Below are 25,913 nucleotides of genomic sequence, written 5' to 3'. Positions count from 1 at the left end.
GTTCGCCAGGACCGACGTCGCGAGGAAAGGAAAAATGACCAAGTTGGCCTGCATCGATTTGTTCTGTGGGGCGGGAGGACTCGCGCACGGCCTGATCTCGGAAGGCGTTCCGGTCGTGGCCGGCATCGACGTCGACCCGGCCTGCCGCCATCCCTTCGAGGCGAACAACGGCGCGCGCTTCATCGAGGAAGACGTCTCGAGGACGAAGCCAGCGGTTTTGCAGGATCTTTTCGGGGACGCGGACGTCCGCATCCTCGCCGGATGCGCGCCTTGCCAGCCGTTCTCGACCTACGCCCAACGCTACGACACGGTGGGAAGTCCACGATGGGCACTGCTGTACGAGTTCGCACGTCTGGTCAAAGCCATTCGCCCCGATCTCGTCACCATGGAGAACGTGCCAACGGTGGAGAAGCACCAGGTATACCGTGATTTCGCGGCCGCTTTGAAAAAGCTCGACTACGAAGTCTGGCACGATATCGTCGATTGCTCCGAATACGGCCTACCGCAACGCCGACGCAGGAGGGTGTTGCTCGCATCGAGACTGGGGCCGATCGAGCTGATCGAGCGCACGCACGAGCGGCCACGAACCGTCCGTGAAGCGATCGGAAGGCTTACCCCCATACCAGCGGGCGGTGCTCTGCCCTCCGATCCGCTGCACACGGCGTCCAGGCTTTCCAGTCTCAACCTCCAACGCATCCGCGCATCCCGTCCCGGCGGGACCTGGAGGGATTGGCCCCAACGTCTGATCGCGGATTGCCACCGCCGTGACAGCGGCCGGACATACCCGGGTGTCTATGGCCGTATGGTCTGGGACGAGCCCGCCCCGACCCTCACCACCCAGTTCTACGGTTTCGGCAACGGTCGCTTCGGACACCCCGAGCAGGATCGGGCGCTATCGCTGCGTGAAGGTGCGATCCTGCAAGGGTTTCCGGAAGACTACTCCTTCGTCCCGGACGGTGCGCCGATCCATTTCAAGAGCTTGGGCCGCATGATCGGCAACGCGGTGCCCGTCACTTTGGGCAGGATCATCGGCCGGAGCATCCTGAGACATATCGCCGTCGCGCCTGAAAAGAAGACAGTCGTCGAGACCGCCCAGTCCGTCGCCGAGAGGGAGCGAAATGCCAAGCGTGAGTCCCTCGTCGCCTGAAGCCAGCCGCCGCATGGCGCGCGTGCGGCAGCGAGGAACGGACGTCGAGATCGAACTGCGGCGGGCCCTGCATGCCTTGGGCCTTCGCTACCGCTTGCAAGTGCCACTGTCCAGAAAACCGCGAAGGGTTGCCGACATCGTGTTCATCGGCGCGCGCGTGGCGGTTTTCGTCGATGGGTGTTTCTGGCACGGCTGTCCACTCCACGCCACCTGGCCAAAGGAGAACGCCGGATTCTGGCGCGCCAAGATCGAAGCCAACCGAGCGCGCGATGCCGACACCACCCGGCGCCTGCGAGAACTCGGTTGGGAAGTGATTCGCGTCTGGTCTCATGAGGATCCGGTCGAGGCCGCCCGCCGCATCCACGACCGCGTGCGGGAACGGAAGGGAAGATCCCGATGAGCATAACGCCACGATCGACTAGCGTCCGATCCGCCCATTCGACCACCCCGGAGCCCGGCCAGTTGGTCGAGGTGCGACGGCGTCAGTGGGTCGTCGCCGACGTCGTCTCGTCGAATTTGGAGGGGGCGCCACAAAGCTTGGTTACGCTGTCGTCGATCGACGAGGATGGCCTCGGCGAAGAGCTGGAGGTCGTCTGGGAGATCGAGCCCGGCGCACAGGTCATCGAGCGGGCGGGCCTGCCATCCATCACCGGGCAGGACGACGCGACCACCCTCGATGCCTTCCTCGACGCCGTGCGCTGGGGCGCCGCGACCAACGCCGACCGCGGGTTCCTCCAGGCACCGTTCCGCAGCGGCGTCAGCATCGAGGACTTCCAGCTCGATCCATTGGTGCGAGCCATCGACATGGCCCGCGTCAACCTGCTCATCGCCGACGACGTCGGTCTCGGCAAGACCATCGAGGCCGGGCTGGTCATCCAGGAGCTCCTGTTGCGGCACCGCGCCCGCACCGTCCTCATCGTCTGCCCCGCCTCGCTGCAGGAGAAGTGGCGCGTCGAGATGCTGGAGAAGTTCGGCCTCGACTTCCGGGTGGTGGACACCGAGTACATCAAACGGTTGCGGCGCGAGCGCGGCATCCACGCCAACCCGTGGACGTCGCATCCGCGTCTCATCACGTCGATGGATTGGGCCAAGGGCGGCGAGGGGCTGCGTGCCATGCGCGACGTGCTCCCGCCCCATGTCGGCCATCCGCGCAAGTTCGATCTGCTGGTCGTGGACGAGGCGCACAACGTCGCGCCCGCCGCGGGCGCGCACTACGCGCTAGAGAGCCAGCGCACGCGCTTCATCCGGACCATCGCCCCGCACTTCCAGCACCGCCTGTTCCTGACCGCCACACCCCACAACGGGTACACCGAGTCGTTCACCTCGCTGCTGGAGTTGCTGGACGACCAGCGTTTCGCACGCAACATCCTCCCCGACGAGAAGCGCCTGAGCCAGGTGATGATCCGTCGCCTCAAGAGTGATCTCGTCGATGCGCAGGGCAACCCCCTCTACGCGCGGCGCAACCTGCAGGCGCTGCCGATCCACTACACACCGGAAGAGCGTGAGATCCACCGCAAGCTGAGCGACTACTGTGCCAGCCGCGAGAAGCACGCCGAACGGGCCGGCAACGGCTTCGGCACGACCTTCGTCAACCGGCTGCTCAAGAAACGCTTGCTCTCATCTCCGGCCGCGTTCGCCGCCACCCTCGAGAAGCACGCCAACTCCCTCTCCGAGGCGCGGCCCGAGAAGCGGGACGCCATGGCCGAGCGCATCCTGCACAAGGCCATCCTGAGGGTCGAGGAGGACTACGCCGACGATCGGGAGGTCGAGAACGCCCAGGCCGAGGCCATCGAGGAGGCCACGCGCCGCACGCCGCCGCTGACGGCGGAGCAGCGAGCGATGCTCGACGAACTGAGATCGTGGGCCCAGCGCGCCAGGAACCAGGTCGATTCCAAGGCCCGCGCCATCCTCGACTGGCTCGAAAAGCACCTCAAAGGGCCGAACGGCGAATGGAACGACCGCCGGGTGATCCTGTTCACCGAGTACCGCACGACGCACGAGTGGATGCATCGGATCCTCGCCAGCCACGGCTTCGGCGGCGAGCGCCTCGCGCTGCTGCACGGCGGTCTCTCCCAGGAGGAGCGCGAACCCATCAAGGCAGCGTTCCAGGCCTCCCCCAAGGACTCCCCCGTCCGCATCCTGCTCGCCACTGACGCGGCCTCCGAGGGCATCGACTTGCAGAACCACTGCAACATGCTCATCCACCTGGAGATCCCCTACAACCCCAACGTGATGGAGCAGCGCAACGGGCGCATCGACCGCCACGGCCAGCGCGAGAGGGAGGTGCTGATCTGGCACCCGGTCGATGGGGGTGACGCTCAGGGCACCTCGGTCGGCGGCCATGCCGAGGACATCCTGCGCGCCCTGCGCAAGCTGGACTCGATGCGCGCCGACATGGGCAGCGTCAATCCGGTCATCGCGCCGCAGATGTCCGGCCTCATCGAAGGCTCGCTGAAGGACCTGGACACCCGCATGGCCGAGGCACGGATCGCCCGGGCCCGGAACTTCGTCCGAGCCGAACGCGAGTTGAAGGAGCGCGTCGCCAAGCTGCACGAGCGACTGCTGGCCACCAAGCAGGACTTCCACCTCGACCCCCAGCACATCCTGATCGCGGTGAAGACCGGCCTTGCCCTGGTCGGCCGACCTCCTTTGGAGCCCGTCGAACTGCCAGGGGCCCCGCCCGGCACCGTCTTTCGCATGCCAGCGCTCTCCGGATCCTGGGCGCGCTGCCTGGAAGGATTGCGTCATCCCCACACGCAGAAGATCCGCCCCATCACCTTCGACCACGCCGTCGCCAGCGGCCGCGACGACGTGGTGCTCGTCCACCTGAACCATCGCCTGGTGCAGATGTGCCTGCGCCTGCTGCGCGCCGAGATCTGGGCCCGAGACGACGTGAAGAAGCTACACCGCGTCAGCGTCCGCAGCGTGCCCGACGCGCTACTCGACGGTCCGGCCGTGGTGATCGTCTCGCGGCTGGTGATCACTGGCGGCAACCATCACCGCTTGCACGAGGAGCTGACCGTCTCCGGCGGCTACCTGCGTGATCAATCCTTCCGCCGTGAAGAGAGGGTCACCCGCGTCCAGCAGTGGCTGGACGACGGCAAGCCGATCACCGCGGCGGCGCCCCTGTTCGATGCACTTCGCGTCCGCTTCGATCGCCACCGCGAAGCCATCCTCGAGGCGGTCACTGCCCGCTCCAAGGAACGGCTGCGCTACCTGACCAACACGCTGCAGACCCGCAAACGGCAGGAGATCGACGACATCGGAACCGTGCTCGACGAGTTGGAGCGGGCGATCCAGTTCGAGTTGAAGAGAGGTGAGCAACCCGAACAGCTCTCGCTCTTCACCGAGGACGAACGCATGCAGCTGCGGCGTGACATCGCCGCGCTGCAGGCCCGGCTCGCTCGCATCCCGGAGGAGCGCCGCATGGAGACCGAGGTCGTCGAGTCCCGCTACGCCAAGCTCGACGACCGCACCTTCCCGGTCGCCGTGATCTTCGTCGTGCCCGAGTCCGCCGGAGGTGCCGCATGAGCATGCACCACGACTGGCTCTCGCTCATCGAGATCTCCGGTCCCTTCCTCGCCGTCCCGGTCCTGAAGGAAGCCTTCCCGCAAGGGCTGGAGGAGCTCGACGTCGCCAAGCGCAAACGGCTGCGGCAGGCCTACGACGAGTGGCAGGAGGCGCTGGAGACGGGCGATCCACGCTTCGACGACCTGCACGCCGCCTGGATCGACGAGGTCCTCGCACGTGGGCTGGAGCTGGACGAGGACGGCCGGGGCGACGTGCTGAAGCGCCGCGACTGGTGCGCCGCGAACGTGGTCGTCGATCTACCCGAGCACGGCGTGAGCCTGTCGCCGGAGTTCGCCGTCGTCGCCGACGGCGGCAAGCCGCTGCTGCTGATCCAGACCCACGGGCCAGAGGTCGATCTCGAAGCCACCCAGAGGCTGGACGGTTGGGCCAGTACGCCCGCCGAGCGCATGGTGGCGCTCTGCCGTGCCACCGGCTGCCGCCTGGGGCTCGTGACCAACGGCGAGCGCTGGATGCTGGTGGATGCCCCGGTGGGCGCGGTCACCACCTTCGCCAGTTGGTACGCGCGCCTCTGGGGTCAGGAGCCCGTCACCCTCCAGGCCTTCGTCCACCTGCTCGGCATCCGGCGCTTCTTCGTGGAAGAGTCGGAACGGCTGCCCGCGCTCCTCGATCGCTCGCTGAAGTACCAGGACGAGGTCACCGACGCCCTGGGCGAGCAGGTGCGGCGCGCCGTCGAAGTGTTGGTCCAGGCGCTCGACAAGGCCGACCAGGACCGTGACCGTGAGCTGCTGCGCGGCGTGAAGGAGGTCGAACTCTACGAGGCCGCGCTGACGGTGATGATGCGGCTGGTCTTCCTGCTGTGCGCGGAGGAGCGCGGCCTGCTGCTCCTGGGCGACGAGCGCTACGAGGCCCACTACGCCGTCTCCACGCTGCGCATGCAGCTGCGCGCCGAGTCCGATGAGATCCTCGAGCGCCGCTGGGACGCCTGGTCGCGCCTGCTCGCCGTGTTCCGCGCGGTCTATGGCGGCATCGAGCACGAGAACCTGCGCCTGCCCGCGCTCGGCGGCTCCCTGTTCGATCCGGATCGTTTCCCCTTCCTCGAGGGCCGGGCCAAGGGCTCCCATTGGCGCACCGATGCCGCGAAGCCGCTGCCCATCGACAACCGCACCGTGCTGCTGCTGCTCGAGGCCATCCAGCAGTTCCAGGGCCGCACGCTCTCCTACCGCGCGCTGGACGTGGAGCAGATCGGCTACGTCTACGAGGGCCTGCTCGAGCGCACCGTCAAGCGCACCACCGACGTCACGCTGGAGCTCGAAGCCACCAAGAGCGCCCAGTCGCCCTGGGTCACGCTGGCCGAGCTCGAATCCGCCCGGCTCGACGGCGCCGAGCACCTCGTCGCATTGCTCCGTGAGCGGTCGGGCAGCTCCGAGAGCCGCGTCCGCAACGACCTGGCTCGGCTCGTGGACGACACGCTGGCCGAGCGCCTGCTCACCGCCTGCCATGGCGACACGGTGCTGCGCGACCGCGTCCGGCCCTTCGCCCATCTGCTCCGCACCGACCCGTGGGGCTATCCGCTGGTCCATCCAGCCGGGGCCTACGTGGTCACCACGGGCTCCGACCGGCGCGAGACCGGCACGCACTACACGCCGAAGTCCCTCACCGAGGCTATCGTCGCCGAGACGCTCACGCCCGTCGCCTACGTCGGCCCGGCGGAGGGCAAGCCGCGCGCCGAATGGACGCTCAGATCTCCCGAGGAATTGCTCGATCTCAAGGTCTGCGACCCGGCCATGGGTTCGGGCGCCTTCCTCGTGCAGGCCTGCCGCTGGCTCGCCGACCGGCTGGTGGAGGCCTGGGCTCGTGCCGAGGCCCAGGGCCATACGGTGGGCATCGATGGGCGGGTGGCGCAGGCCGGCTCAGAAGTCGAGCCGCTGCCGCGTGACGTCGAGGAGCGCACCATCGTCGCCCGCCGCCTCATCGCCGAGCGCTGCCTCTACGGCGTGGACCTGAACCCGCTGGCGGTGGAGCTGGCCAAGCTCTCGCTGTGGCTCACCACCCTGGCCACGGGGCGGCCCTTTGGCTTCCTTGACCACAACCTGCGCCAAGGCGACAGCCTGCTCGGCATCCATCGACTGGATCAACTGACCCAGCTCACGATGAACCCCTCGGGCCAGGGGCAGATGCGCCTGTTCGGCCAGACCGTCGAACGCGCCGTGCGCGAGGCCATCGAGCTGCGGCAGCGACTGCGCGCCACCCCCATCCGTGACATCCGCGACGTGGAGGTCATGGCGCATCTGGATGCCGACGCACGCCAGAGGCTCGAGGTGCCAGAGCTCATCGCCAATGCGTTCATCGGGGAGGTGTTCGCTACGGGTGGCACCGGCGCGGCGTTGGAGAACGCGCTGGCCTCGCTCGCCGTGCAGGCCGGAAGGGCCATCGACGGCGATCAGGAGACGCAGGCCGCGATGCGTCGGCGAGCCGCCGCCGCACTCGCGACCGATCTGCCGGCGGGCAAGCCACCACGTCGTCCGTTCCATTGGCCGCTGGAGTTTCCGGAGGTTTTCGTCGATGGCAAGGGCGGATTCGATGCCATGGTGGGGAATCCGCCGTTCATCGCGGGGAAACGACTGACCACCCGCCTAGGAGAAGCCTACACCTTCGGGATAAAGAGGGTCGTCTCGGATACCAAGGGGGCCGCTGATCTCTGTGCGTACTTTTTTATTGTCTGTTCGCGCATAACCAGTCAAAGTGGGGCGTTTGGCTTGATTGCAACGAATTCGATTTCACAAGGTGATACGCGCGAGGTTGGCTTGGGCTGGATTGAGTCGAATGGATGGAAGATCATCCGAGCCTGGCCGGACTTGAACTGGCCGGGGGGTGCCGCCGTCACGGTTTCCCCCTGTGTTCTCGCTGGACCTGCGTGGCAGGGTGAAATTCGTCTGGCTGACAAAGTGGTATCCAAAATCTCTTCGTATCTCGAAGAAGAGGATGACGGTGGTCAACCTTACCATTTGAAGGCAAACGAAGGTATGGCATCCATCGGTACGGGCATCAATGGAGAAGGCTTCATTTTGACGCCGAATGAATATGCCCAGTTCATCTCCGCCAACCCCAGGAACGCTGAAGTCATCCGTCGATACCTCACGTCCCAAGATATCAATCAAACTCCGGATTCCTCGCCTTCTCGCTATGTGATCGATTTCTGGGACTTACCAGAACATATCGCGCGCAACTACGAACTGCCGTTCGCCCGCGTGACGGAACTCGTCAAACCTCAACGCGACCGACTCACTCGTCAGATTCACGAGACTTGCTATTGGAAGCACTGGGATCGACGCGAGGCTTTCTACGAGCGCATGCGCAAGTTGCCGCGTGTCATCGTTACCGGGCGGGTCTCGAAGCACCACGTATTCGCTTTCGCTGACCCCGAATGGTTGATAGCCGACGGGGTCGTCGTGTTTCTGCGATCAGATGAGGCTAGTTTCTCTGTCCTTCAGTCGTCGATTCACGCCGAATGGGTGCAGAGGCACAAGACAACAACGGCAGCACTCAGCACCACTTATTCCGTGAGTCGCTGTTTTTCCACTTTCCCTTGGCCTGAAAAACTTCCGGATGAAGTCGCCACGGTTGGACGATCCTATCTTGAGACGAGAAACGATGTTCAGTCCACCCTTCAATTGGGCCTGACTTTCTTATACAACCGGCTTCACGACGAGTCCGACCAGTCGAGCGAAATCAACAAGCTGAGGGAACTGCACCAGAAACTCGATAACGTCGTCGCTGCCAGTTACGGAATTTCCTTTCCGCTGGAGCATGGTTTCCATGACACCAAGCAAGGACGTCGCTTCACGATCTCGCCTGCGGCGCGCAGGGAGGTGATCCTGCGCCTATTGATGCTGAATCGAAAGCGCTACGAAGAGGAGGTCGCCCAGGGATTGCATGGTGGCACGACCACCCGTACCTCTCGCCGTGCATGCTCGGTACAGTCCGTGCAGCCGTCCCTGGACTTCGAGAAAGGGCCTGCGCCGACATCAAGACACGCATCGCCATCCGCCGCCATTCTGGACTACCTTCGCACGAATCCCGGCTGGCAGGCGAAATCCGATGTCCTCGCCGCCACAGGCATCACGGATGGCCACTGGACCGCCGCCATTGCCGACCTGGTTGCAGGCGGCCAAGTCGAACGTCAGGGCGAGCGGCGCGGGGCGCGGTATCGAGCCACCAACGATGCGGAGGGATCGGCATGACGGCACTTTCGGCCGACCGGCCCAGTACCGACCCGAAGGACGATCTCTTCGGGCATGCACCGTTTGCCAAGAGCCTGGCCGACAGCATCTGCCGTTATCCGGGTGGCGATGGACTGGTGCTCGCGCTCTACGGCCCTTGGGGCTCCGGGAAGTCCACGGTACTGAGCTACGTGGGGCACTACCTCGACCAGCTTCCTGAAGGCGAACGGCCTGCCGTCGTGACCTTCAACCCCTGGTGGTTCTCGGGGCAGGAGAACCTGGCCCGTGCATTTCTCGGCCAACTCCAGGCCGTCCTACCCGCCAAGAGCGAGAAGTTCAAGAAGCTGGGCGACCTGCTGGGTGACTTCGCCGAAGGCATCGGCGGCCTGATCGATCTCTCCGGTGTCACGGGGGGCGCGGCAGCCAAGCTCGGGAAGCTCATCGGCATGGCGACCAAGCGAAAGCCGAAAGACGTCCCGGCGCTCAAGGCGGAGATCTGCAGGCTCCTGAAGGAAGCCGGAAAACGCATCCTGGTCGTCATCGACGACATCGATCGACTGACGCCGGAAGAAACGCGCCAGCTGTTCACGGTCATCAAGGCGCTGGCGGATTTCCCGAACGTCGTCTATCTGCTGGCCTTAGACCGCGAAGTCGCCGCACAGGCCATCGAGCAGCAGGGCGGCCTGCCCGGTGAACGCTATCTGGAGAAAATCATCCAGGTGCCGTTCGAGCTGCCTCCCGTCGACCGCGTCGCTTTGCGTCGGGCACTGTTCGAACGACTCGATCAGGTGCTGGGTGACACGCCAGATGGTCTGTTCGATCGGTCCTACTGGACGAACGTGTTCTTCGACGGCATCGACCCGATGATCCAAGTACCGCGTGACGTCGTTCGTTTCACGAACACGCTGTCGGTCACCTATCCGGCGGTGCGCGGAGAAGTCAATCCGGTCGATTTCATCGCTCTCGAAGCGATTCGGGTTTTCCTGCCCGATCTGTACGACGTCATCCGGACGAACCCCGATAGGTTCTCCGGCCACAGCCGCGACGACCGGTATGAGGGCGATCGGAACGCGGTCGAGGCCTTTCACCAGCACTGGGCGAGTGAGTTACCCGCGCCGCTACGAGCAAGTACTCGAGCGCTGCTGGAACGCATCTTCCCGAAGATCGGGCGGATGGGGTATGGCCCAGACTGGCTGATCGACTGGCGCAGGAACCTGCGTGCCTGCCACCCGGACGTCTTTCCGATCTATTTCCGACTGACGGTGCCTCCCGGCGCCGTCAGTCGGCAGGAAGTGGCCGCGCTCCTGAGTTTGGCCGGTACACCCGCCGAATTCGGGAAGGCGCTCGTTCGGGCCAAGTCGGAACGTCGCCATGACGGCCTCTCGAAAGCGAGGGCCCTGCTCGAACGCCTGATGGACCATGTCGAGAAGGACGTCCCGGAGGCGAATGTCCCGACGGTCATTCAGGCGCTCTTCGACGTGGGCGACGCGTTGATCGACCCTGACGACGAACGGGGAATGTTCGACTTCGGCAATGTCTCGCGCGCGGCTCGTCCTGTCTATCACCTGTTGAAGCGGCTGCCGAGCAACCGTCGCGCCGCCGTGCTGGCGTCGGCCATCGAGGCGGGACGAGCCGTCGCGGTCCAGGCGTTGCTACTGCGGTGGCTGGACGATGAAGCCACGAAGGCGAAGGACTCCGACGAGACCGCACTGTTGTCGGCCGATGAAGTGACGGAGCTGAAGCGAGCGTGGCTGAATCGAGTGCGGGCCCTCTCAAGGGAGCCGGGCTTCCTGGATCACCCTGAGTTGCCGAGGCTTCTCGCTTTTTGGAAGCGATGGGGGGACGGAACCGAAGTCCGCGCATGGTGTGAGCAGATCACGGCGTCCGACGAAGGATTCCTGAATGTATTGCCGAAGTTCCTCCGGCACACGAGATCGCAGACCATGGGCGATTGGGCGGTTCGCCTCAGGCCTCGTCTCGATCCGCGCTGGTTGAGCGATTACATCGATACGGAGGCGACTGCGGAACGACTTCGTCGTCTGCAGCAGGATGGGCAGGTTTCCGACGCCATGCGGGAGGCCGTGACGCAGTATCTGAAGGAGCACGAGATGCTCAAGTCTGGCAAGGATCCTGACGGCTTTACCGCATTCGAAGACTAGGGGGAGCACGTGGCAGATACCTACAAGATGACGGTCGACTTGAACGTGCTCGACCACCTGGGAATCAACCTCTACAGCAACATCGCGGCCGTCCTGACGGAGGCCGTTGCGAACGCCTGGGATGCAGACGCTGAGACGGTCGACATCAGGATCGACCCGGGCGGAGATTGGATCGAGATCGTCGATGACGGTATCGGCATGTCGGTCGATGACATGAACGACAAGTACCTTCGAGTCGGCTATCGGCGGCGTGAGGAAGATGCGCAGCACGGGAAGACCACTGCCAAGGGGCGGCCCGTCATGGGCCGCAAGGGACTTGGCAAGCTCTCTCTGTTTTCGATCGCCAACGTGATCGAAGTCGAATCGTCCAAGGATGGCTGTGCTCATGGTCTGCGCATGAGCGTGGCCGGCATCCACGAGTCCGTTCAGAGACGGGAACCCTTTTACAGTCCGGAGCCGCTCCCGCCCGATGCGATCACACTGGCCAAGGGTACTCGTATCGTCCTGAAGGACATCAAGCGTCAACGCCTTGGGCGGGGAGCGCAGGCGCTGCGCAAACGTTTGGCTCGCCGTTTCTCCGTGATCGGGGAAGTGCATGGGTTCAAGATCCTGCTCGACGATCAGCCGATAACGCCGTCGGATCGCGGCGACCTGCCGATGGTGCAATTCCTATGGCAGTTCGGTGAGGACGCACTCGATCTGTCCCCAGCGAGTCAGCTCCTGGAGCGAGAGTCGCTACCGAATCGATTCGATGGTTGGGATCCGGAGTGGAAGGTCAGCGGCTGGATCGGCACCGCCAGGTTTCCCAAGCAGCTCGACAGCGAGGATGCAGGCAACCTGAACGGAATCGTCGTGTTCGCTCGTGGTCGCTTGTTCCACGAGAACATCCTGGACAAGCTCAACGATGGACGGCTGTATACGAAATACCTCACTGGACAGATCGAGGCGGACTTCCTCGATGCAGACGATGCACCAGACATCGCGACCAGCGACCGTCAGCGTGTGCAGGAGGACGATCCTCGATACGTGCAGCTCATCGCGTTCCTCAGATCTCGGCTGACCCAGGTGGAGAAGCGCTGGACGGAATGGCGCAAGAAGCACGAGGTCGAGAAGGCCAAGGAGACCTCTCCGGCCCTTTCGGAATGGCTGGATACGCTTCCCGATGGCTACAAGAAGAGCGCGGAGACGTTGATTGCCAAGTTGAGCGCCTTGCCGGTGGACGACGAAGAGGACCGCAAGCTCATGTATCGGCACGGCATCCTGGCATTCGAGCGGATGAAGCTTCGCGGCTCGACCGAGGAGTTCGTGACGGGCGTCGAGAGCGCAGAAAGACTCTTGGCCGTGCTCGCGGACAGGGATGCGCTCGAAGCCTCTCTCTACAGGGACATCGTGAAATCCCGCCTGGATGCGATCCGGGACTTCCAGACCATCGTCGACGAGGATGCGAAAGAGCGTGTCCTCCAGAAGTACCTTTTCGATCACCTCTGGTTGCTGGACCCGGCGTGGGAGCGGGCGACGGGCAGCCCGATCATGGAGTCGCGCCTGACGACGGAGGGCGTGCTCATCGAAGACTTGTCCGAGAAGGAGCGCCTGGGCCGGGTCGACATCGCCTACCGTACCAATGCAGGCAAGCACGTCATCGTCGAGCTGAAGAAGGCCGGTCGCAAGATGGGGCTGCTCGAGCTGGTCGAACAGGGGCAGACCTACGTCGACAAGCTAACGAAGATCCTGCGCGAGCAGAACCAGACGAGCCCCGACATCGAGGTGATCTTCGTCCTTGGCAAAGCCGTCGATGAGGAGGCCTCCAATCCGGATCGTCTCAAGTCGTCGATGGCCTCGATCTCACCGGGTAGCCGCATCGTCCACTACGACACCCTGATCCGTGGAGCTCAAGAAGCCTATTCGGCCTACATCGAGCAGAGCAAGGCGCTCGACAAGCTCGAGAAGATCGTGGACAGGATCTGAGGGGGTCAAGGGTATGACGAACAGTCCCAATGCCTGGATCGCCATCGACCACGGCCTCGGCACCGATCGCAGGCTGGCGTCCTACACGTTGGTATTGAAGGGCGACCGCTCCCAGTACCAGTCGATCGCCGAGGACGACTGGGTGCTGGTGCTCGACGCCAACGGAGCGGTGGTGCGTGCCGGGCGTGTACTGCGCATCCGCTCCGACCTCGAGACGACGACGGTCTTCTTCGATCGCGTGTGCGCCGCCGATGCGCCGGTGCCGATGGTCAGCCCATCGCTAACGCCGCCTTCCTCGGGCAGCGTCGGGCGTATCTCCTGGGAGACCTTCGTCTCGGCTTTGTCCAAGGCGTTCGGTCACACCGTCGCGACCGTGCCGGTGATCGAAGACCGAGCCTACGCTCGCGAACTGCTTCAGCTGGCCGTGGTGGACGACCTGCTCGGCCCCGCCGGCGGCCCGCACGAGCGCATCGTGGACATGAGCGTGCGCGATCGCTATCTGGTCGGGAAGTTGGCCCCGCGCGAAGCGGCTCCGGGTGGCATCGAGGGGTTGGAAGGGCCGTTGGCGGAGGAAGCAGTCGAGGAACCCACCGACCCGATCGTACCCGGCCAGCACGAGCCCGGTGCCGAGTTCGGGACGGTTACCGGGCGTGTGGAACCCGAATCGGATGCCTCCGACGAGATCGACGTCGCCAGCAATCAGTCGCTGGTGCCCAGCAGCTTCGGCATGACCTTTTGTGTCGACGGCGACGTCGAGCGCATCGAAATCGAAGCAAGTTGGGGGCGGTACGAGCGCGTGCCCAACGACGAGCACGAGATCGTCCGCAAGGATGGTTCCAAGGCCAAGGTCTGGCAACGCATCCCCTGTGGCGGCAAGCTGGTGCTGCCTCTCACCGAAGGCGCGATCCCCCATCAGGCGCCCGATCCGGATCATCCGGCCGTCCGCATCCAGGGTTCCGTCCGGGCCAGGAACGCCAAGGGTGATCGCTTGGTGACGCTGTTCCTGGTCAACGCGCAGGAGGAGCCTGACACCAACCGGGATACGGCCTGGCTGTTCCAACCCGAACTGATCGTGCGTGCGGAACCGCAGGCCACCCAGCGCGCCATTTTCCGCCGCCGCCCGGTGCTGGACACGGACGGGATGGATCTCGAGCGCGAGTCGTTGGAGATGATCTACCGCAACCGCGTGGAATTCGCGGTCGGCCATGGCGTGGCCGTCCATGCGGAGACGGCCGCAGACGACCCGACACGGGCCATCGAGGTGCGCGCCACCGTCATTCCCCAGTACGAGGTGCCGGTGACCGAGACGCCGGGTCTGGATCCCGCCGACCGCCCGGCGATGAGAGAGATGGTGGCGAGCGGCCTGCTCGACATGCAGCGCCTCGCCGAACTTCCCGTGGCCGAGTTGGTCGAGGCGCTGAACACGCTGACCCGCGACTACGGGGCATGGATCGCGGAGCAGCGCTGCCGCGTCGGCCGGGACGTGGTCGGCTACGACGTGCAAGCTGCCCAGGCGTTGGATCGGTGCCAGGAGATCCAAGCGCGATTGCAGCAGGGCATCGATACACTGAAGAACGACGACAAGGCCCTGGCCGCGTTCCGCTTCGCCAACCGCGTGATGGCATTACAGCGCGTGCGCAGCGTCTATTCTTTGAAGCGGCGTCGGGGAGAGGATCCCGATCTCGGCGAGCTGGAGAAGAGCGAGAGGCCTTCCTGGCGTCCATTCCAGTTGGCGTTCCTGCTGCTGTCGATCCCCTCGTTGGCCGATCCCATGCACGCGGACCGCGTGCAGCCCGTGGAAGCGCACGCCGACCTGCTGTGGTTTCCCACGGGTGGTGGCAAGACCGAGGCCTACCTGGGCGTGGCGGCCTTCGCCATGGCGATCCGAAGGCTGCAGGGCGAGCTCGGCGGCTACGACGGTTCGCGTGGTCTGGCCGTGATCATGCGCTACACCCTGCGGCTGCTGACCTTGCAGCAGTTCCAGCGCGCCACGGCTCTGATCTGTGCGATGGAGAAGCTCCGCCGGGACGCCTTCGTTCAGGGCGACGAGTCCTGGGGGAAAGAGCCCTTCACCATCGGGTTGTGGGTCGGTAACAAGGTGACACCCGGAACGACGGAGGAGAGTCACCAGGCCATCGAAGGTTTCCGTAATCCCGGCAGGCACCGGGCTGGTACGGTATCCCCATTACAGCTCACGAGCTGTCCGTGGTGTGGAACTCCGATCGATCCCGGTAAGAACGTCCACGTCGACGTGCCAAGAAAGCGAACCGTCGTCTATTGCGGCGACAAGAAGAGCAGCTGCCTATTCTCCGAAGGACGGTCCGCCGGACTTCCGCATCCAGGTCTTCCGGTGCTGACGGTGGACGAGGAGATCTATCACCGTCCGCCGACGATGATGATCGCCACCGTCGACAAATTCGCCATGATGGCGTGGCGTGGCCAGGTGCGCACGTTGTTCGGCCGGGTGAGCCAGGAATGCGAGCGCCATGGCCTGCTCTGGCCCGGCTGCGAGTGCAACACCGGCCACCGCGCATCCAAGGGCCTGCCCGCGGCGGCGGTGAAGCCCGTCAGCCTTATCCGGCCGCCGGATCTGATCATCCAGGACGAGTTCCATCTCATCAGCGGCCCGCTGGGCACGATGGTCGGCCTGTACGAATCGGCGGTGGACGAGCTGTGCGGATGGACGCTCGACGGCAAGACGATCAAGCCGAAGATCGTCGCGTCCACGGCGACGGTCCGCAAAGCCAGGGAACAGGTGAACAACGTGTTCATGCGGCGCGTGGCGGTGTTCCCGCCGCATGGCCTGGACGTGGAGGACAACTACTTCTCGGTTCAGCGTCCTATCGATCGGCGGCCTGGGCGTCGCTACCTCGGCGTATGCTCGCCTGGCAGCTCGCGTCCTGCGATGCTGATTCGCGTCTACACCGCCTTCCTCACCGCGGCACAAGCCCTGTTCGAGCGCTTCGGCGAGGTAGCCGACCCATACATGACGATGGTCGGCTACTTCAATTCACTGCGCGAGCTGGGTGGGATGCGACGGCTAGCCGAGGACGACGTCCAGACGCGTTCGTACCGCGTGCAGATGAGCATGGTCGAGCGGCCCGCGCTCGCCCAGCGCAGCATCAGCAACATCCGCGAGCTGACGTCGCGCGTCTCCAGCCAGGACATCCCGAAGTACCTCGACGACCTCGAGGTCAAGTTCAAGGCCACGTTCGATTCGAGTGCGGGTAAGTACGTGACGAGATGGAACGAGGGCGATACCCGCGCCATCGACGTGGTACTGGCGACCAACATGCTGTCGGTCGGCGTCGACGTGAACCGGCTGGGTCTGATGGCGGTGAACGGGCAGCCGAAAGGCACGGCCGAGTACATCCAGGCGACCAGCCGTGTGGGCCGGTCCTTCCCCGGGCTCGTCTGCACGGTGCTCACGTGGGCACGACCGCGCGACCTCTCGCACTACGAGACCTTCGAGCACTACCACGCGACGTTCTACAAGCACGTGGAGGCGCAGTCGGTGACACCGTTCTCGCCTCGTGCCATGGATCGCGGGCTGACCGGCGCGTTGCTGAGTCTGATGCGGCTGGAGTACGCCGACTTCAGCCCGAACGAGGGAGCGGCCGCTCTCGACCGGCCCGACAAGCCCGAGGTTCTCGAAGCCATCGAAGTGCTGAAGAGGAGAGCTTGGAACGTCAGCGAGAACCGCGCTATCGAGGCGCTGGCCGAACGTGAACTGAAGGAACGGGCCGACGAGTGGGCCAGGGAGGCGAATGTCCCAGGACGAACCCTGGCCTACGAGAAACGTGGCGAACGCGCGGCGACGACGGTCGGGCTGATCAAGTCGCCCGGCATCCATGCGTGGGACAACTGGACGGTCCCGATGTCGATGCGCGAGGTCGAGCCTGGCGTGCGGCTAATCATGAACACGGGGCGCCTATCGGACGTTCATGGCTGGAAACCGCGTCCGGTGTCGACTGACGAGGACTGATGATGACCGATCGAACACCCGTGGGCGAGGTTCGGCCGAGCCAATTGTTGTGGACGTATGGACCAGGCGCACTGATCGACCTCCCGAACCTGTCGGTGGTGACGCTGGGCATCGACCAGTGGGAGAAGGACCGCTGTCAGCCGATCCAGGAACCGCGCCTACTCGCCGCCGTTCGCAGGGCCCTCGGGCCGCAGGTGGAGAACCTGCGCGTGCCGCCGTTCCAGAAGAGCGAGCTCGTCGATCCGTGGTCGGCGGAGGCGAACATCGGCGTTCCCGTCCGTCCGTTCCCGCGCTGGATGCGCTGCGTGAAGTGCGGCTTGTTGTCTCCTTTCGATACCGGCCTGTTCGAGATCAAGGAGCATCGATTCCGTCCGGAGCGCACCCGCTTCGTCCACAAGGCCTGTCGCGGCTCCAAGGGCGATCAGCCGGCCAAGGATGCCGACGCGGTCCCCGCGCGATTCCTGTTGGCTTGCCGTAATGGGCACCTCGACGATTTTCCCTGGCATTACTTCGTCCACGGCGGCAACAGCGACTGCAAGGGTACGCTGCGCTTCTTCGAGAGCGGTGCCTCGTTGCAGACCGAGAACCTATGGGTGAAATGCGATGCCTGTGGGGCATCGCGCAGCATGGCGCAAGCTTTCGGCAAGGCTGGGAAGGAAAACCTGCCGAGCTGTCGAGGCAGGCATCCTCATTTGGACCATTTCGACGACGACTGTGACGAAGAGGCGCGGGCCATCCTCTTGGGGTCGACGAACGGTTGGTTTCCGATCACCCTTTCCGCACTCGCCATCCCCCAGGCCAAAGATCCGCTCGCCCAACTGATCCAGGATGGCTGGGAGTTCTTCGACGATCTGGACTCGGAGGCCGCCGTCGCCGTGACGGTGAAGACGCTGAAGAAGACCGGAGTCCTACCGGGCATCGACAAGTATTCGGCCTCCGCCATCTGGGCAGCGATCGAAGCGCATCGCCATGGTGGTGAGCAGGACGTCGTTGGCGATGCCGATATCAAGGGGCCGGAATGGGACGTCCTGACGGCAACCGATCCGCCAACCGATTACCCACACTTCATGAGCAAGAAGGTGGACACGCCGGCCGGATTCGAGAAGTACATCCGCAAAGTGTTGCTGCTGGAACGACTTCGAGAGGTGAATGCCCTGTTGGGCTTCACCCGCGTGGAAGCGCCCGAGGAGTCGAGCGCTCCGGACGCGCGTCCTAAGATGGCGCCTCTCGCCTGTCATAAGCCCGATTGGGTGCCGGCGAGTCAGGTGCATGGCGAGGGCATCTTCATCCAGTTCAGCGAGGAGGCGATACAGGCGTGGGAGGTGCTCGCGGGCGTCCAAGAGGTCAATGAGATGCTCATGGCCGGGCATCGGGGTTGGCGAAACTCGCGCCACCTCGATCCGAACGAAGGCTATCCGGGGATCCGCTATGCCATGCTCCACACGCTGTCGCACTTGCTCATCCGCGAGCTGGCACTCGAATGCGGTTACAACGCGGCGAGCATCCGTGAACGGATCTACGCCGATGCCGAGAATCGACACGCGGGCATCCTCATCTACACGGCGGCGGCCGATTCGGACGGGACGCTGGGTGGCCTCGTCGACCTGGGTAGACCCGAGAACCTCGGCCGACTGGTGCGGCAGGCCCTGAATCGAGCGAAGGTCTGCTCGTCCGACCCGCTCTGCTCGGAGCACGACCCGGGCAAGGATCGCTCGCTCCACGCCGCCGCGTGCCATGCGTGCAGCCTGGTCGCGGAGACCTCCTGCGAGCGGGGCAACCGTTACCTCGACAGGTCTTTGCTGGTGCCGACCCTCGAACGAGGGAGCGCCGCATTCTTCGCCGGGCTGTGACATGGAGAGACTCCTGGAAGCCGTCACGGCCGTGGTCTGTCTCGTTTCGCCGGAGAAAGTGCGGGTGCTGGCAGGCGCGATTCGGAAGATCGAGGAGGCGCAGGCGAATGCCGCCCTGTCGGATGTCGTCGGCACGGCTACGGCCAAAGCCGCCGTCGATCGTCTCGTCGATGCTTGGCGGAGCACGTCGGTCGGTTCCGGCGAGTTGGCTTCGATGCTCCTCGCCGCCGGTCATGCATTCGAGAGCGTGTCGAAGCAGCAGTCGATCGAGCTCGTGTGGACGGGGCCGACGACGCCCTTCGTCTCGGCGCGCCGAACCGAACAGGCGCTGTTGCAGGTCATCGGTGCGGCCAGGCAAACCTTGTTCGTCACCAGTTTCGTGGCCTACGACGTCTCGACCATCGTGAAGGCATTGAACGATGCAAGCACGCGGGGGGTGAGCATATCGATGCTCCTCGAGTCGTCACAGGATCACGGGGGCAGTATCACCTTCGACGTGATCGGCAAGATGAGGGCACTGGTTCCCTCCGCGAAGCTCTACGCCTGGCGGGAGCGAGCAGCCCCGTTCGCGGATGGGCGGGTCCATGCCAAGGTCGCCGTCGCCGACGGCGCCATCTGCTTCATCACCAGCGCCAACCTGACCGGTCATGCCATGGACCGGAACATGGAGGCTGGCATACTGATTACGGGCGGGTCGGTTCCGAAGCTACTGCACGAACACCTGCAGGCGTTGGTCGATACGAAGACGGTGTCTCCAGTCTGAATTTCCGAGGAAGTGCGCGGGGCCGTTCACACAACGGGTTGAAAAGAATCGAGTTGTAGCAGCGGCTCCATGGCGTGAGAAAAAACGGCCTTATGGCGCGCCGAGCGGTGCCCGTAGGGCATCCGTTCAAGTGACTGGTTCTCCCGGAGCAGCGTGAGGGGGGGCGAGTAATTGAACGTTTTTCCGTTTATCTCCAACTGGCTTCTACCACACTGCCGCCCACCCGCCAAGAGCGCTCGATTCCATGGGGCTACGCTCCCGTTTGATCATCCCCAGTCACGCGATGGACAGACCCGGCAACCCTACCATGACGCTTCCGCCGGAACCGAGGTGTTTTGAGTCCGACGCCTTTCCAATACCGGCAAGTGCAGATTCGGCTTGACGCCGCGAACCGGTAGTACAAAAGTGGGTCGCGAGCCGTCTTCGTTGTGTCGAGCTCGTGGGATGGGGGTTACGAGAACCGATGCTACATCGGCCGGTCTGCCCAATGCCCGAATCGAACCGGGCAGACACCGGTTGGAAACATTCGCGGCTTAGACGTACAGCGGCGCCATCTTCCGCCAGGCGTGACCCTGGTGGGCGCGCCCGTCCCAGGTATGGAGGGCGTGGGGGATGCCCTTGGCCCACAGAATCCGGCTCAGGTCGCGGTTGTTGCCGGCGAAGGGATCGTCGCCGCCCACCACGAGCACGATGTCCATGCGCCGCAACGCTTCGAGCCGCCAGTGGCATTCCAGGTTGGGGAGAAAATGCGAGGGCGTGTGGTAGTAGATGGTGTCGTCGTAATAGCCGTCGAACAGGTCGCGGAAGTGTTCCACGCCAAGCGTCAGGTCGTAGCGGCCGGAGAATGCGGCCACCTTGCGGAACAGGTGGGGGTGGCGGAAGGCGATGTTGACGGCGTGGAACGCGCCCAGGCTGCAGCCGTGCGCGATGGTGCAGGGATGGGGGTTCTTTGCGGCCATCAAAGGGAACACCTCATTGAGGACGTATTCCTCGAACCGGACATGGCGCCGGATGCGCTCGGCCGGATGGCGCCAGAAGCAATAGAGGGCTTCGTGGTCGATGCTGTCCAGGCAGAACAGCTGCAGGTGTCCGGCCTCGATCTTGTGCCGCAGGCTTTCCACGAGGCGGAGGTCTTCATATTCGTGGAAGCGGCCGTCCCGGGTCGGGAAGACCAGCACTTTTGCGCCGGCATGACCGAACACCAAGAGTTCCATGTCGCGGCCCAGGCGTTCGGTGTACCAGCGGTGATATTCCCGGTTCATAGCGGTTCGAAAAACGCCGCGATGGCGGCGGACAGCGATCGGTCCTGTTCCGGTTTGCGCGGATGGTCGAAATGCCCCGCGTCCAGCACCAACAGCTCTTTCGGCCCGGCGAGGGCGTTGTAGATGGCGAACTGACCGGGCGGCGCGACCGCCGGGTCGAACAGGGCGGCGGCGACGTGCACCGGGATGCCGACGAACTGTGCTGCGTTGGCGGCATCGTAATAGGCCAAGGTTGCCGCCACGTTACCGTGTGAAGACCGATACCGCCGGACCGATTCTCCGCTGCCGACGGTCGGCAGCGTCAGCCGCAGCGGCTGGTGGCCGAAGGTCGGCACGTTGAGATGGGCCCGGCGGATGCGCGGCTCCCACGGCAGGCCCAGCGCGCCGATGCCGCCGCCGAAGCTGATGCCGAGGTAGCCCACGCGGCCTTCCGTCTCGGGAAACAGTTCGAGCAGGACGCTGACGGCCAGCCAGAGGTCCTCGACGCAGCCGCCGAGGACGTAGCGGTCGCGGTCCTCGATGCCGCACAGCACATGCCGGTCCGGAGTGTCGGGAATGCCGGAACAGCGGCTGCGGGAGAGGCCACGGAAGCAGGGAAACAGGACGGCGGCGTCGTCGAAGGGGAGATCGAGATCGGGGCCGCTGCGGCCACCGTAGCCGTGGCCGACCACGAAGCCCCGGTTGATCCGCCCATGCTCCGGGATCAGCGCCCAGCCGCCGATGTCGATCGCGCCGGTCGAGCGGTAGCCGAGGTCGAATGCCTGGAAGCGCGGATGGCTCCAGCCGCAGCGGCGGAGCTCCGGCCTGGGCGCGACGTTCCTGGCGTCGTCGTACCGCGCCGACCAGAATGCGGCGAAGTCCTCCGGCGGGTCGGGCGGTTCCAGCCGGAGCAGCTGGTCGAGGGAAAACCCGTAGGTCGGATCGAACGGGTAGCAATGGCTGAAAGGCATGGTTTCCGGCGCGGTGGGGGAGCGGGGTCAGCGCCCGCTGCTCCCCGGTGGACGCGCCCGGCGCCGCAGTTCGTCGGCCAGCGTGCGGACGTGCGGTTCGCCGAGCAGGGTGTAATGGTTGCCGGGCACTTCCACGACGTCGATTTCTTCCGCCAGTCCATTCCAGCCGAGCAGCGGATCGTCCAGGGCGGTGGCGGCCTGCTGGCGGGCGCGGAACAGCGTGAGGGTGCCGGGATAGAAGCCGGGTACGTAGCGGTGGGCGGCCTTGACGTTCGCGGCTTTCATCTTCTCCAGCGGGCGTACGCCGGCCCGGCCGGGCGCCAGCCGCGCGTCGAGGCACCGTTTCGCCCACTGCATCTTGTCGCACAGGAACCGCAGCTTGTCCGCGGTGCCGAGTTTCAGGAAATGGACGGTGAGACGGAGCAGCTTGGTGCCGAAACCGGGGGCGTCCGCCGCGCGGTTCCAGTTGTCGAAATTCGCCACCAGCGCGACCTCGTCTCCCATGGCGTGGAGCTGGCGGGCCATTTCGAAGGCGATGATGCCTCCCATGGAGTGGCCGCCGATCCAATACGGCCCTTTCGCCTGGACGGCCTTGATTTCCGAGATGTAGAGGCGGGCCAGGCACTCGACGTCGGCGCCGATCAAGGCGTCCTCGCCTTCATCCATGCCGGGCGACTGGATGCCGTAGACGTTGAAGTCGGCTTTCAGTAATTCAGCCAGGGCGTGATACCAGTGCACGCTGCCGCCCACGCCGTGGACGAGGAAAAGCGCGGGCCCCCCGGCGGCCTCCAGGTTCAGGGGAACGATGTGGGTGTGCGGAGTCTCCGTATCGCCTCTGCCGTCGATGAGCGCCGCCAGTTGTTCGACCGTCGCGGCCCTCGCCAGGGCGGCGAACGAAAGCCGTCGGCCGCAAACGAGTTCGATGCGGGTGAGGAGTTGGAAGGCGCGCAGGGAATCGCCGCCCATGGTGAAGAAGTTGTCCCGGATGCCGATCGAACGTGCCGGGAAGATTTCCTGGAAGATCCCGGCGAGTTTCCGCTCGGTGTCATTGCGGGGGGCGTCGGTGCGGCCGGCTGCCGGGGCTGGCACTGCCGGGTCGGGCAGTGCCTCGCGGTCCAGCTTGCCACCCGGCGTGAGCGGAAATTCCGCCATGGCTACGAAGGCTTGAGGGATTTCGTGCTCCGGTAGGGTGGCCCGCAGGAACGCCTCCAGTTCGTTGGCGTCGAACCGGCGTCCCTGTGCCGGAACGACGTAGGCGGCGAGGTATTTCCCGCCCGCCGTTTCGAGCGCCTTCACCGCGGCCTGGGCCACGCTCTCATGACGCTCGATCGCTGCTTCGATTTCGCCCGGTTCGACGCGGAAGCCGCCGATCTTGACCTGATTGTCGCTGCGTCCCAGGAAATACAACTGGCCGTCCGCGCCATAACGCACCAGATCGCCGGTACGGTACATCCGGGCTTCGGGGTCACCGACGAACGGCTCGGGGACGAAGGCCGCAGTGGTGAGTTCGGGACGCCGCAGGTAGCCTTTAGCCACCCCGGCGCCGCCGATGTACAGTTCGCCCGGGACGCCGATGGGCACCGGTTTCAGGTGGCGGTCGAGCACATACAGCCGGACGTTGTCGATGGGCCGGCCGATCGGAGGATCGGTGAGAGGCAGACCGGAGGGTAAAGGCGACGGCTGATACACCGTTGCAGTGACCGTCGTCTCCGTCGGTCCGTAGCTGTTGAGCCAGGTGACGCGGGCTGCGCCGGGCAGCCGGTTCCAGGCCTCCAGCATGGCGCCGGAGGCCTTTTCCCCGCCGACCACCGTCAGTCTCAGCTTGGCTGGCAGTACTCCGCCGCTTGCGGTGAGTCCGCGTACCAGTTCGTTCCAGAATGCCGTGGGAATGTCGAACACAGTGATGCCTTCGCGGTCGGCCCAGTCCAGGAATTCGTGCACCGAATGACCCTGGCTCTCGTCGCGGAATACGACCGTGCCACCGGCGTACAAGGTCGGGTAAATCTCCTCCACGCAGATGTCGAAACTCAGGGAGGCATACTGCAGGACCCGGTCTCCCGGCGCCAGGTCGTAGCGGCGACGTATCGCCGCGCACAGGTTGACGATGCCGCGATGCGTGACCATCACGCCCTTTGGCTGGCCCGTCGAACCGGAGGTATACATCAGATAGGCGATGTCGTCCGGCCCGGCCGGGCATGGCGGCGCTTCGTCCAGGCCGTCGCCATCGGTTGCCCGGTCGGCATCCAGTCTCAGCAGTTCGATGCCGGGAAGGCGAAGCGCATCGGCCAGGGCGTTCCGGGTCAGTACGATCCGGGCGCCCGAGTCCTCGAGCATGTAGGCGAGCCGGTCTTCGGGATAGGCGGGGTCCAGCGGCAGGTAGGCGCCGCCGGCTTTCAGCACGCCGAAGAGGGCGACCGCCAGTTCGCAACTGCGGTCGAGCAGCAGGGCGACCACGGAACCGGGCCCCACGCCTTCGTTCAGCAAAAACGCCGCCAGGCGATTCGAGCGCCGTTCCAGCTCGCCGTAACTGAGACGTTGGTTTCCTCTCTGGACTGCGATGGCATCGGGCGTGTGGCGTGCCTGCGCGGAGAAAAGCTCACCCAGGGTGACCTGAGGGTAATCGGCACGCGTGTCGTTCCATTCCACCGTGAGGCGCCGCAGCTCGTCGTCGGGAAGAGTGCGGAGGTCCGCGAGTCTGCCATCGGTGCAGGCCGTCAGGCTTTCGAGGATCGTCAGGAGTTGTTGCAGCATACGCTCGACCGTGTCGTCCTCGAACAGGCGACGGTCGTATTCGATCTTCAGCAGCAGGCCGTCGGCGAGGTAGCCCGCCAGGATGAGGTGGTCGGTCTGTTCTTTCAATTCGAACTGGCGCTTGTCCCAGTCGCCACCCCGGGACTTCACCACGTGGTAGTTCTCGAAAACCACGATGGTGGTGAACAGTGGCATGCCGGACGGCAGGCCGCTCCAGGCGTGGATGCAGGCCGGCGGAGTGTGTTCGTGGGCGCGCACGCTCAGGTGCTGGCGCCGAAGCTCGCGGATGAATTCGGCGACCGGTCTGGCAGGGTCGATCTTCAGGCGCACCGGGGTGGTGTTGATGATCGGGCCGACGATGGCCTCGCCCCCGGGGACGGATTTCCGGCAGGAACGCGTGGCACCGAACACCACGTCGTCGAGTCCGCTGTGACGCGCGATCAGCAGACCCCAGGCGGCCTGAACCAGGGTGTTGAGGGTGACCTCCTGTTTTTTGGCGAGCGCCTGCAATGCCTCGTAGAGCGCCGGAGGCGCCCAGGCCTGAACCAGTCCGCCGGTATGGGCGGGCGACAGGAGCCGCGGCTCGGATCGGGCGCTCAGGACGCGGTTGGGTTCATGGAAATCCGCCAGCAGCTCGCGCCAGTAGCTTCCGCTCGCCGCGAAATCCAGCGAGTCCAGCCAGCCGATGTAGTTGCGGTAGGGCGTCGGTGGTGGCAGCGCCGGCTCGTGGCCGTCACGCAGCGCCTGGTAGATCCGGAACAGTTCTTCCATGATGATGAGCCGCGCCCGCCCGTCCAGCAGCGCATGGTGGTAAGTCCACACCGCCCAGTGTTCGTCTTCGCCGGTTCGGATCAGGCTCAAACGGTGGAGAGGCGCCCGCGCCAGGTCGAAGCCCCGCAGTCTGTCCTCGGCGAGAAAGGTCTCGAACCGGCTTTCCTGCTCCTTCCGTGCCATTCCGCGCCAGTCGAAAGCGGCCCAGGGCATCGTCACGGCGGGTTCGACCCGTTGCATCGGCGTTTCCAGGTGCTGCCAGAGGAACGCCGTCCGCAGGATGTCATGGCGGGCGACCAGGCGGGTCCATGCCTCCCGGTAAGCGTCTTCGTCGAGGTTCTCGCGGGTTCGCAAGACCAGCTGCTGGATGTAGGTGCCTTCCCGCTGGTCGAACAGGGTCGCCGAGAGCATGTTTCCCTGCATCGGCGAGAGCGCATAACAATCCGGCATGCTCTGCTCCTTGACGTCTTTTTCCATCGTGCCGAGGATCCTTTTCAGATTGGCTTCAACGTGCGTAAGTATTGGGCGATTTATAAGACATTCATGGGGCCGGTGAAAG

At 64.8% G+C, this 25,913-nt stretch carries 12 protein-coding genes; 9 read left to right on the top strand and 3 right to left on the bottom strand.

Going from position 1 to position 25,913, the window contains the following annotated elements; all coding sequences use genetic code 11:
* The first annotated feature begins 34 nt into the window (after nt 1–34).
* The 9 genes from ACSHWJ_RS04165 to drmC are packed head-to-tail and all read left to right on the top strand — an operon-like array spanning nt 35 to nt 19,620.
* The gene (locus ACSHWJ_RS04165; RefSeq protein ID WP_432539465.1) at nt 35–1,147 is read left to right on the top strand and encodes a DNA cytosine methyltransferase; all 1,113 of its coding nucleotides are present in this window, start codon (nt 35–37) and stop codon (nt 1,145–1,147) included.
* A complete protein-coding gene (locus ACSHWJ_RS04160) occupies nt 1,128–1,547 on the top strand; it encodes a very short patch repair endonuclease (protein ID WP_432539466.1) in 420 nt (139 codons plus the stop codon). Before ACSHWJ_RS04165 ends, ACSHWJ_RS04160 begins: the two co-directional genes overlap by 20 nt.
* Complete coding sequence (gene drmD, locus ACSHWJ_RS04155) at nt 1,544–4,678, top strand: DISARM system SNF2-like helicase DrmD (protein WP_432539467.1); 3,135 nt, start codon at nt 1,544–1,546, stop codon at nt 4,676–4,678. The genes ACSHWJ_RS04160 and drmD overlap by 4 nt, the downstream gene beginning before the upstream one ends.
* A complete protein-coding gene (locus ACSHWJ_RS04150; RefSeq protein WP_432539468.1) occupies nt 4,675–8,919 on the top strand; it encodes an Eco57I restriction-modification methylase domain-containing protein in 4,245 nt (1,414 codons plus the stop codon). The genes drmD and ACSHWJ_RS04150 overlap by 4 nt, the downstream gene beginning before the upstream one ends.
* A complete protein-coding gene (locus tag ACSHWJ_RS04145; protein ID WP_432539469.1) occupies nt 8,916–11,057 on the top strand; it encodes a KAP family P-loop NTPase fold protein in 2,142 nt (713 codons plus the stop codon). Before ACSHWJ_RS04150 ends, ACSHWJ_RS04145 begins: the two co-directional genes overlap by 4 nt.
* 9 nt (nt 11,058–11,066) lie before the next feature.
* Nucleotides 11,067–13,022: a BbrUII/HgiDII family restriction enzyme gene (locus ACSHWJ_RS04140; RefSeq protein ID WP_432539470.1), complete on the top strand. Its 1,956-nt coding sequence runs from the start codon at nt 11,067–11,069 to the stop codon at nt 13,020–13,022.
* A gap of 13 nt (nt 13,023–13,035) precedes the next feature.
* The gene (drmA, locus tag ACSHWJ_RS04135; RefSeq protein WP_432539471.1) at nt 13,036–17,007 is read left to right on the top strand and encodes a DISARM system helicase DrmA; all 3,972 of its coding nucleotides are present in this window, start codon (nt 13,036–13,038) and stop codon (nt 17,005–17,007) included.
* Entirely contained in the window at nt 17,007–18,857 is a 1,851-nt protein-coding gene (gene drmB, locus ACSHWJ_RS04130; RefSeq protein WP_432539472.1) for a DrmB family protein, read from the top strand. Before drmA ends, drmB begins: the two co-directional genes overlap by 1 nt.
* Nucleotide 18,858: 1 nt before the next feature.
* Nucleotides 18,859–19,620, top strand: a complete 762-nt coding sequence (gene drmC / locus ACSHWJ_RS04125; RefSeq protein WP_432539473.1) for a DISARM system phospholipase D-like protein DrmC — start codon at nt 18,859–18,861, stop codon at nt 19,618–19,620.
* 533 nt (nt 19,621–20,153) lie between these two features.
* Here drmC and ACSHWJ_RS04120 read toward each other — a convergent pair.
* Genes ACSHWJ_RS04120 through ACSHWJ_RS04110 form a run of 3 tightly spaced genes read right to left on the bottom strand, consistent with a single transcriptional unit; the run spans nt 20,154 to nt 25,831 of the window.
* Nucleotides 20,154–20,882: an esterase family protein gene (locus ACSHWJ_RS04120; protein WP_432539474.1), complete on the bottom strand. Its 729-nt coding sequence runs from the start codon at nt 20,880–20,882 to the stop codon at nt 20,154–20,156.
* On the bottom strand, nt 20,879–21,832 hold the full coding sequence (locus ACSHWJ_RS04115; RefSeq protein ID WP_432539475.1) for an acetylxylan esterase: 954 nt from the start codon (nt 21,830–21,832) through the stop codon (nt 20,879–20,881). Before ACSHWJ_RS04115 ends, ACSHWJ_RS04120 begins: the two co-directional genes overlap by 4 nt.
* A 27-nt stretch (nt 21,833–21,859) precedes the next feature.
* Complete coding sequence (locus tag ACSHWJ_RS04110; RefSeq protein ID WP_432539476.1) at nt 21,860–25,831, bottom strand: non-ribosomal peptide synthetase; 3,972 nt, start codon at nt 25,829–25,831, stop codon at nt 21,860–21,862.
* Nucleotides 25,832–25,913 lie beyond the last annotated feature (82 nt).

It is taken from the genome of Methylococcus sp. S1M (assembly GCF_051295855.1).
Classification (GTDB): Bacteria; Pseudomonadota; Gammaproteobacteria; order Methylococcales; family Methylococcaceae; genus Methylococcus; species Methylococcus capsulatus.
Note: the sequence above shows the minus strand (reverse complement) of the source record. Positions and strands in the feature narration are given on the sequence as shown.

Excerpts from the sequence above, each read along its gene's own strand:
- ACSHWJ_RS04145 (WP_432539469.1), top strand. The coding sequence starts at position 8,916 with ATGACGGCACTTTCGGCCGACCGGCCCAGTACCGACCCGAAGGACGAT.
- ACSHWJ_RS04115 (WP_432539475.1), bottom strand. The coding sequence starts at position 21,832 with ATGCCTTTCAGCCATTGCTACCCGTTCGATCCGACCTACGGGTTTTCC.
- drmC (WP_432539473.1), top strand. The coding sequence starts at position 18,859 with ATGGAGAGACTCCTGGAAGCCGTCACGGCCGTGGTCTGTCTCGTTTCG.
- ACSHWJ_RS04120 (WP_432539474.1), bottom strand. The coding sequence starts at position 20,882 with ATGAACCGGGAATATCACCGCTGGTACACCGAACGCCTGGGCCGCGAC.
- ACSHWJ_RS04165 (WP_432539465.1), top strand. The coding sequence starts at position 35 with ATGACCAAGTTGGCCTGCATCGATTTGTTCTGTGGGGCGGGAGGACTC.
- drmB (WP_432539472.1), top strand. The coding sequence starts at position 17,007 with ATGATGACCGATCGAACACCCGTGGGCGAGGTTCGGCCGAGCCAATTG.
- ACSHWJ_RS04150 (WP_432539468.1), top strand. The coding sequence starts at position 4,675 with ATGAGCATGCACCACGACTGGCTCTCGCTCATCGAGATCTCCGGTCCC.
- drmD (WP_432539467.1), top strand. The coding sequence starts at position 1,544 with ATGAGCATAACGCCACGATCGACTAGCGTCCGATCCGCCCATTCGACC.
- ACSHWJ_RS04110 (WP_432539476.1), bottom strand. The coding sequence starts at position 25,831 with ATGGAAAAAGACGTCAAGGAGCAGAGCATGCCGGATTGTTATGCGCTC.
- drmA (WP_432539471.1), top strand. The coding sequence starts at position 13,036 with ATGACGAACAGTCCCAATGCCTGGATCGCCATCGACCACGGCCTCGGC.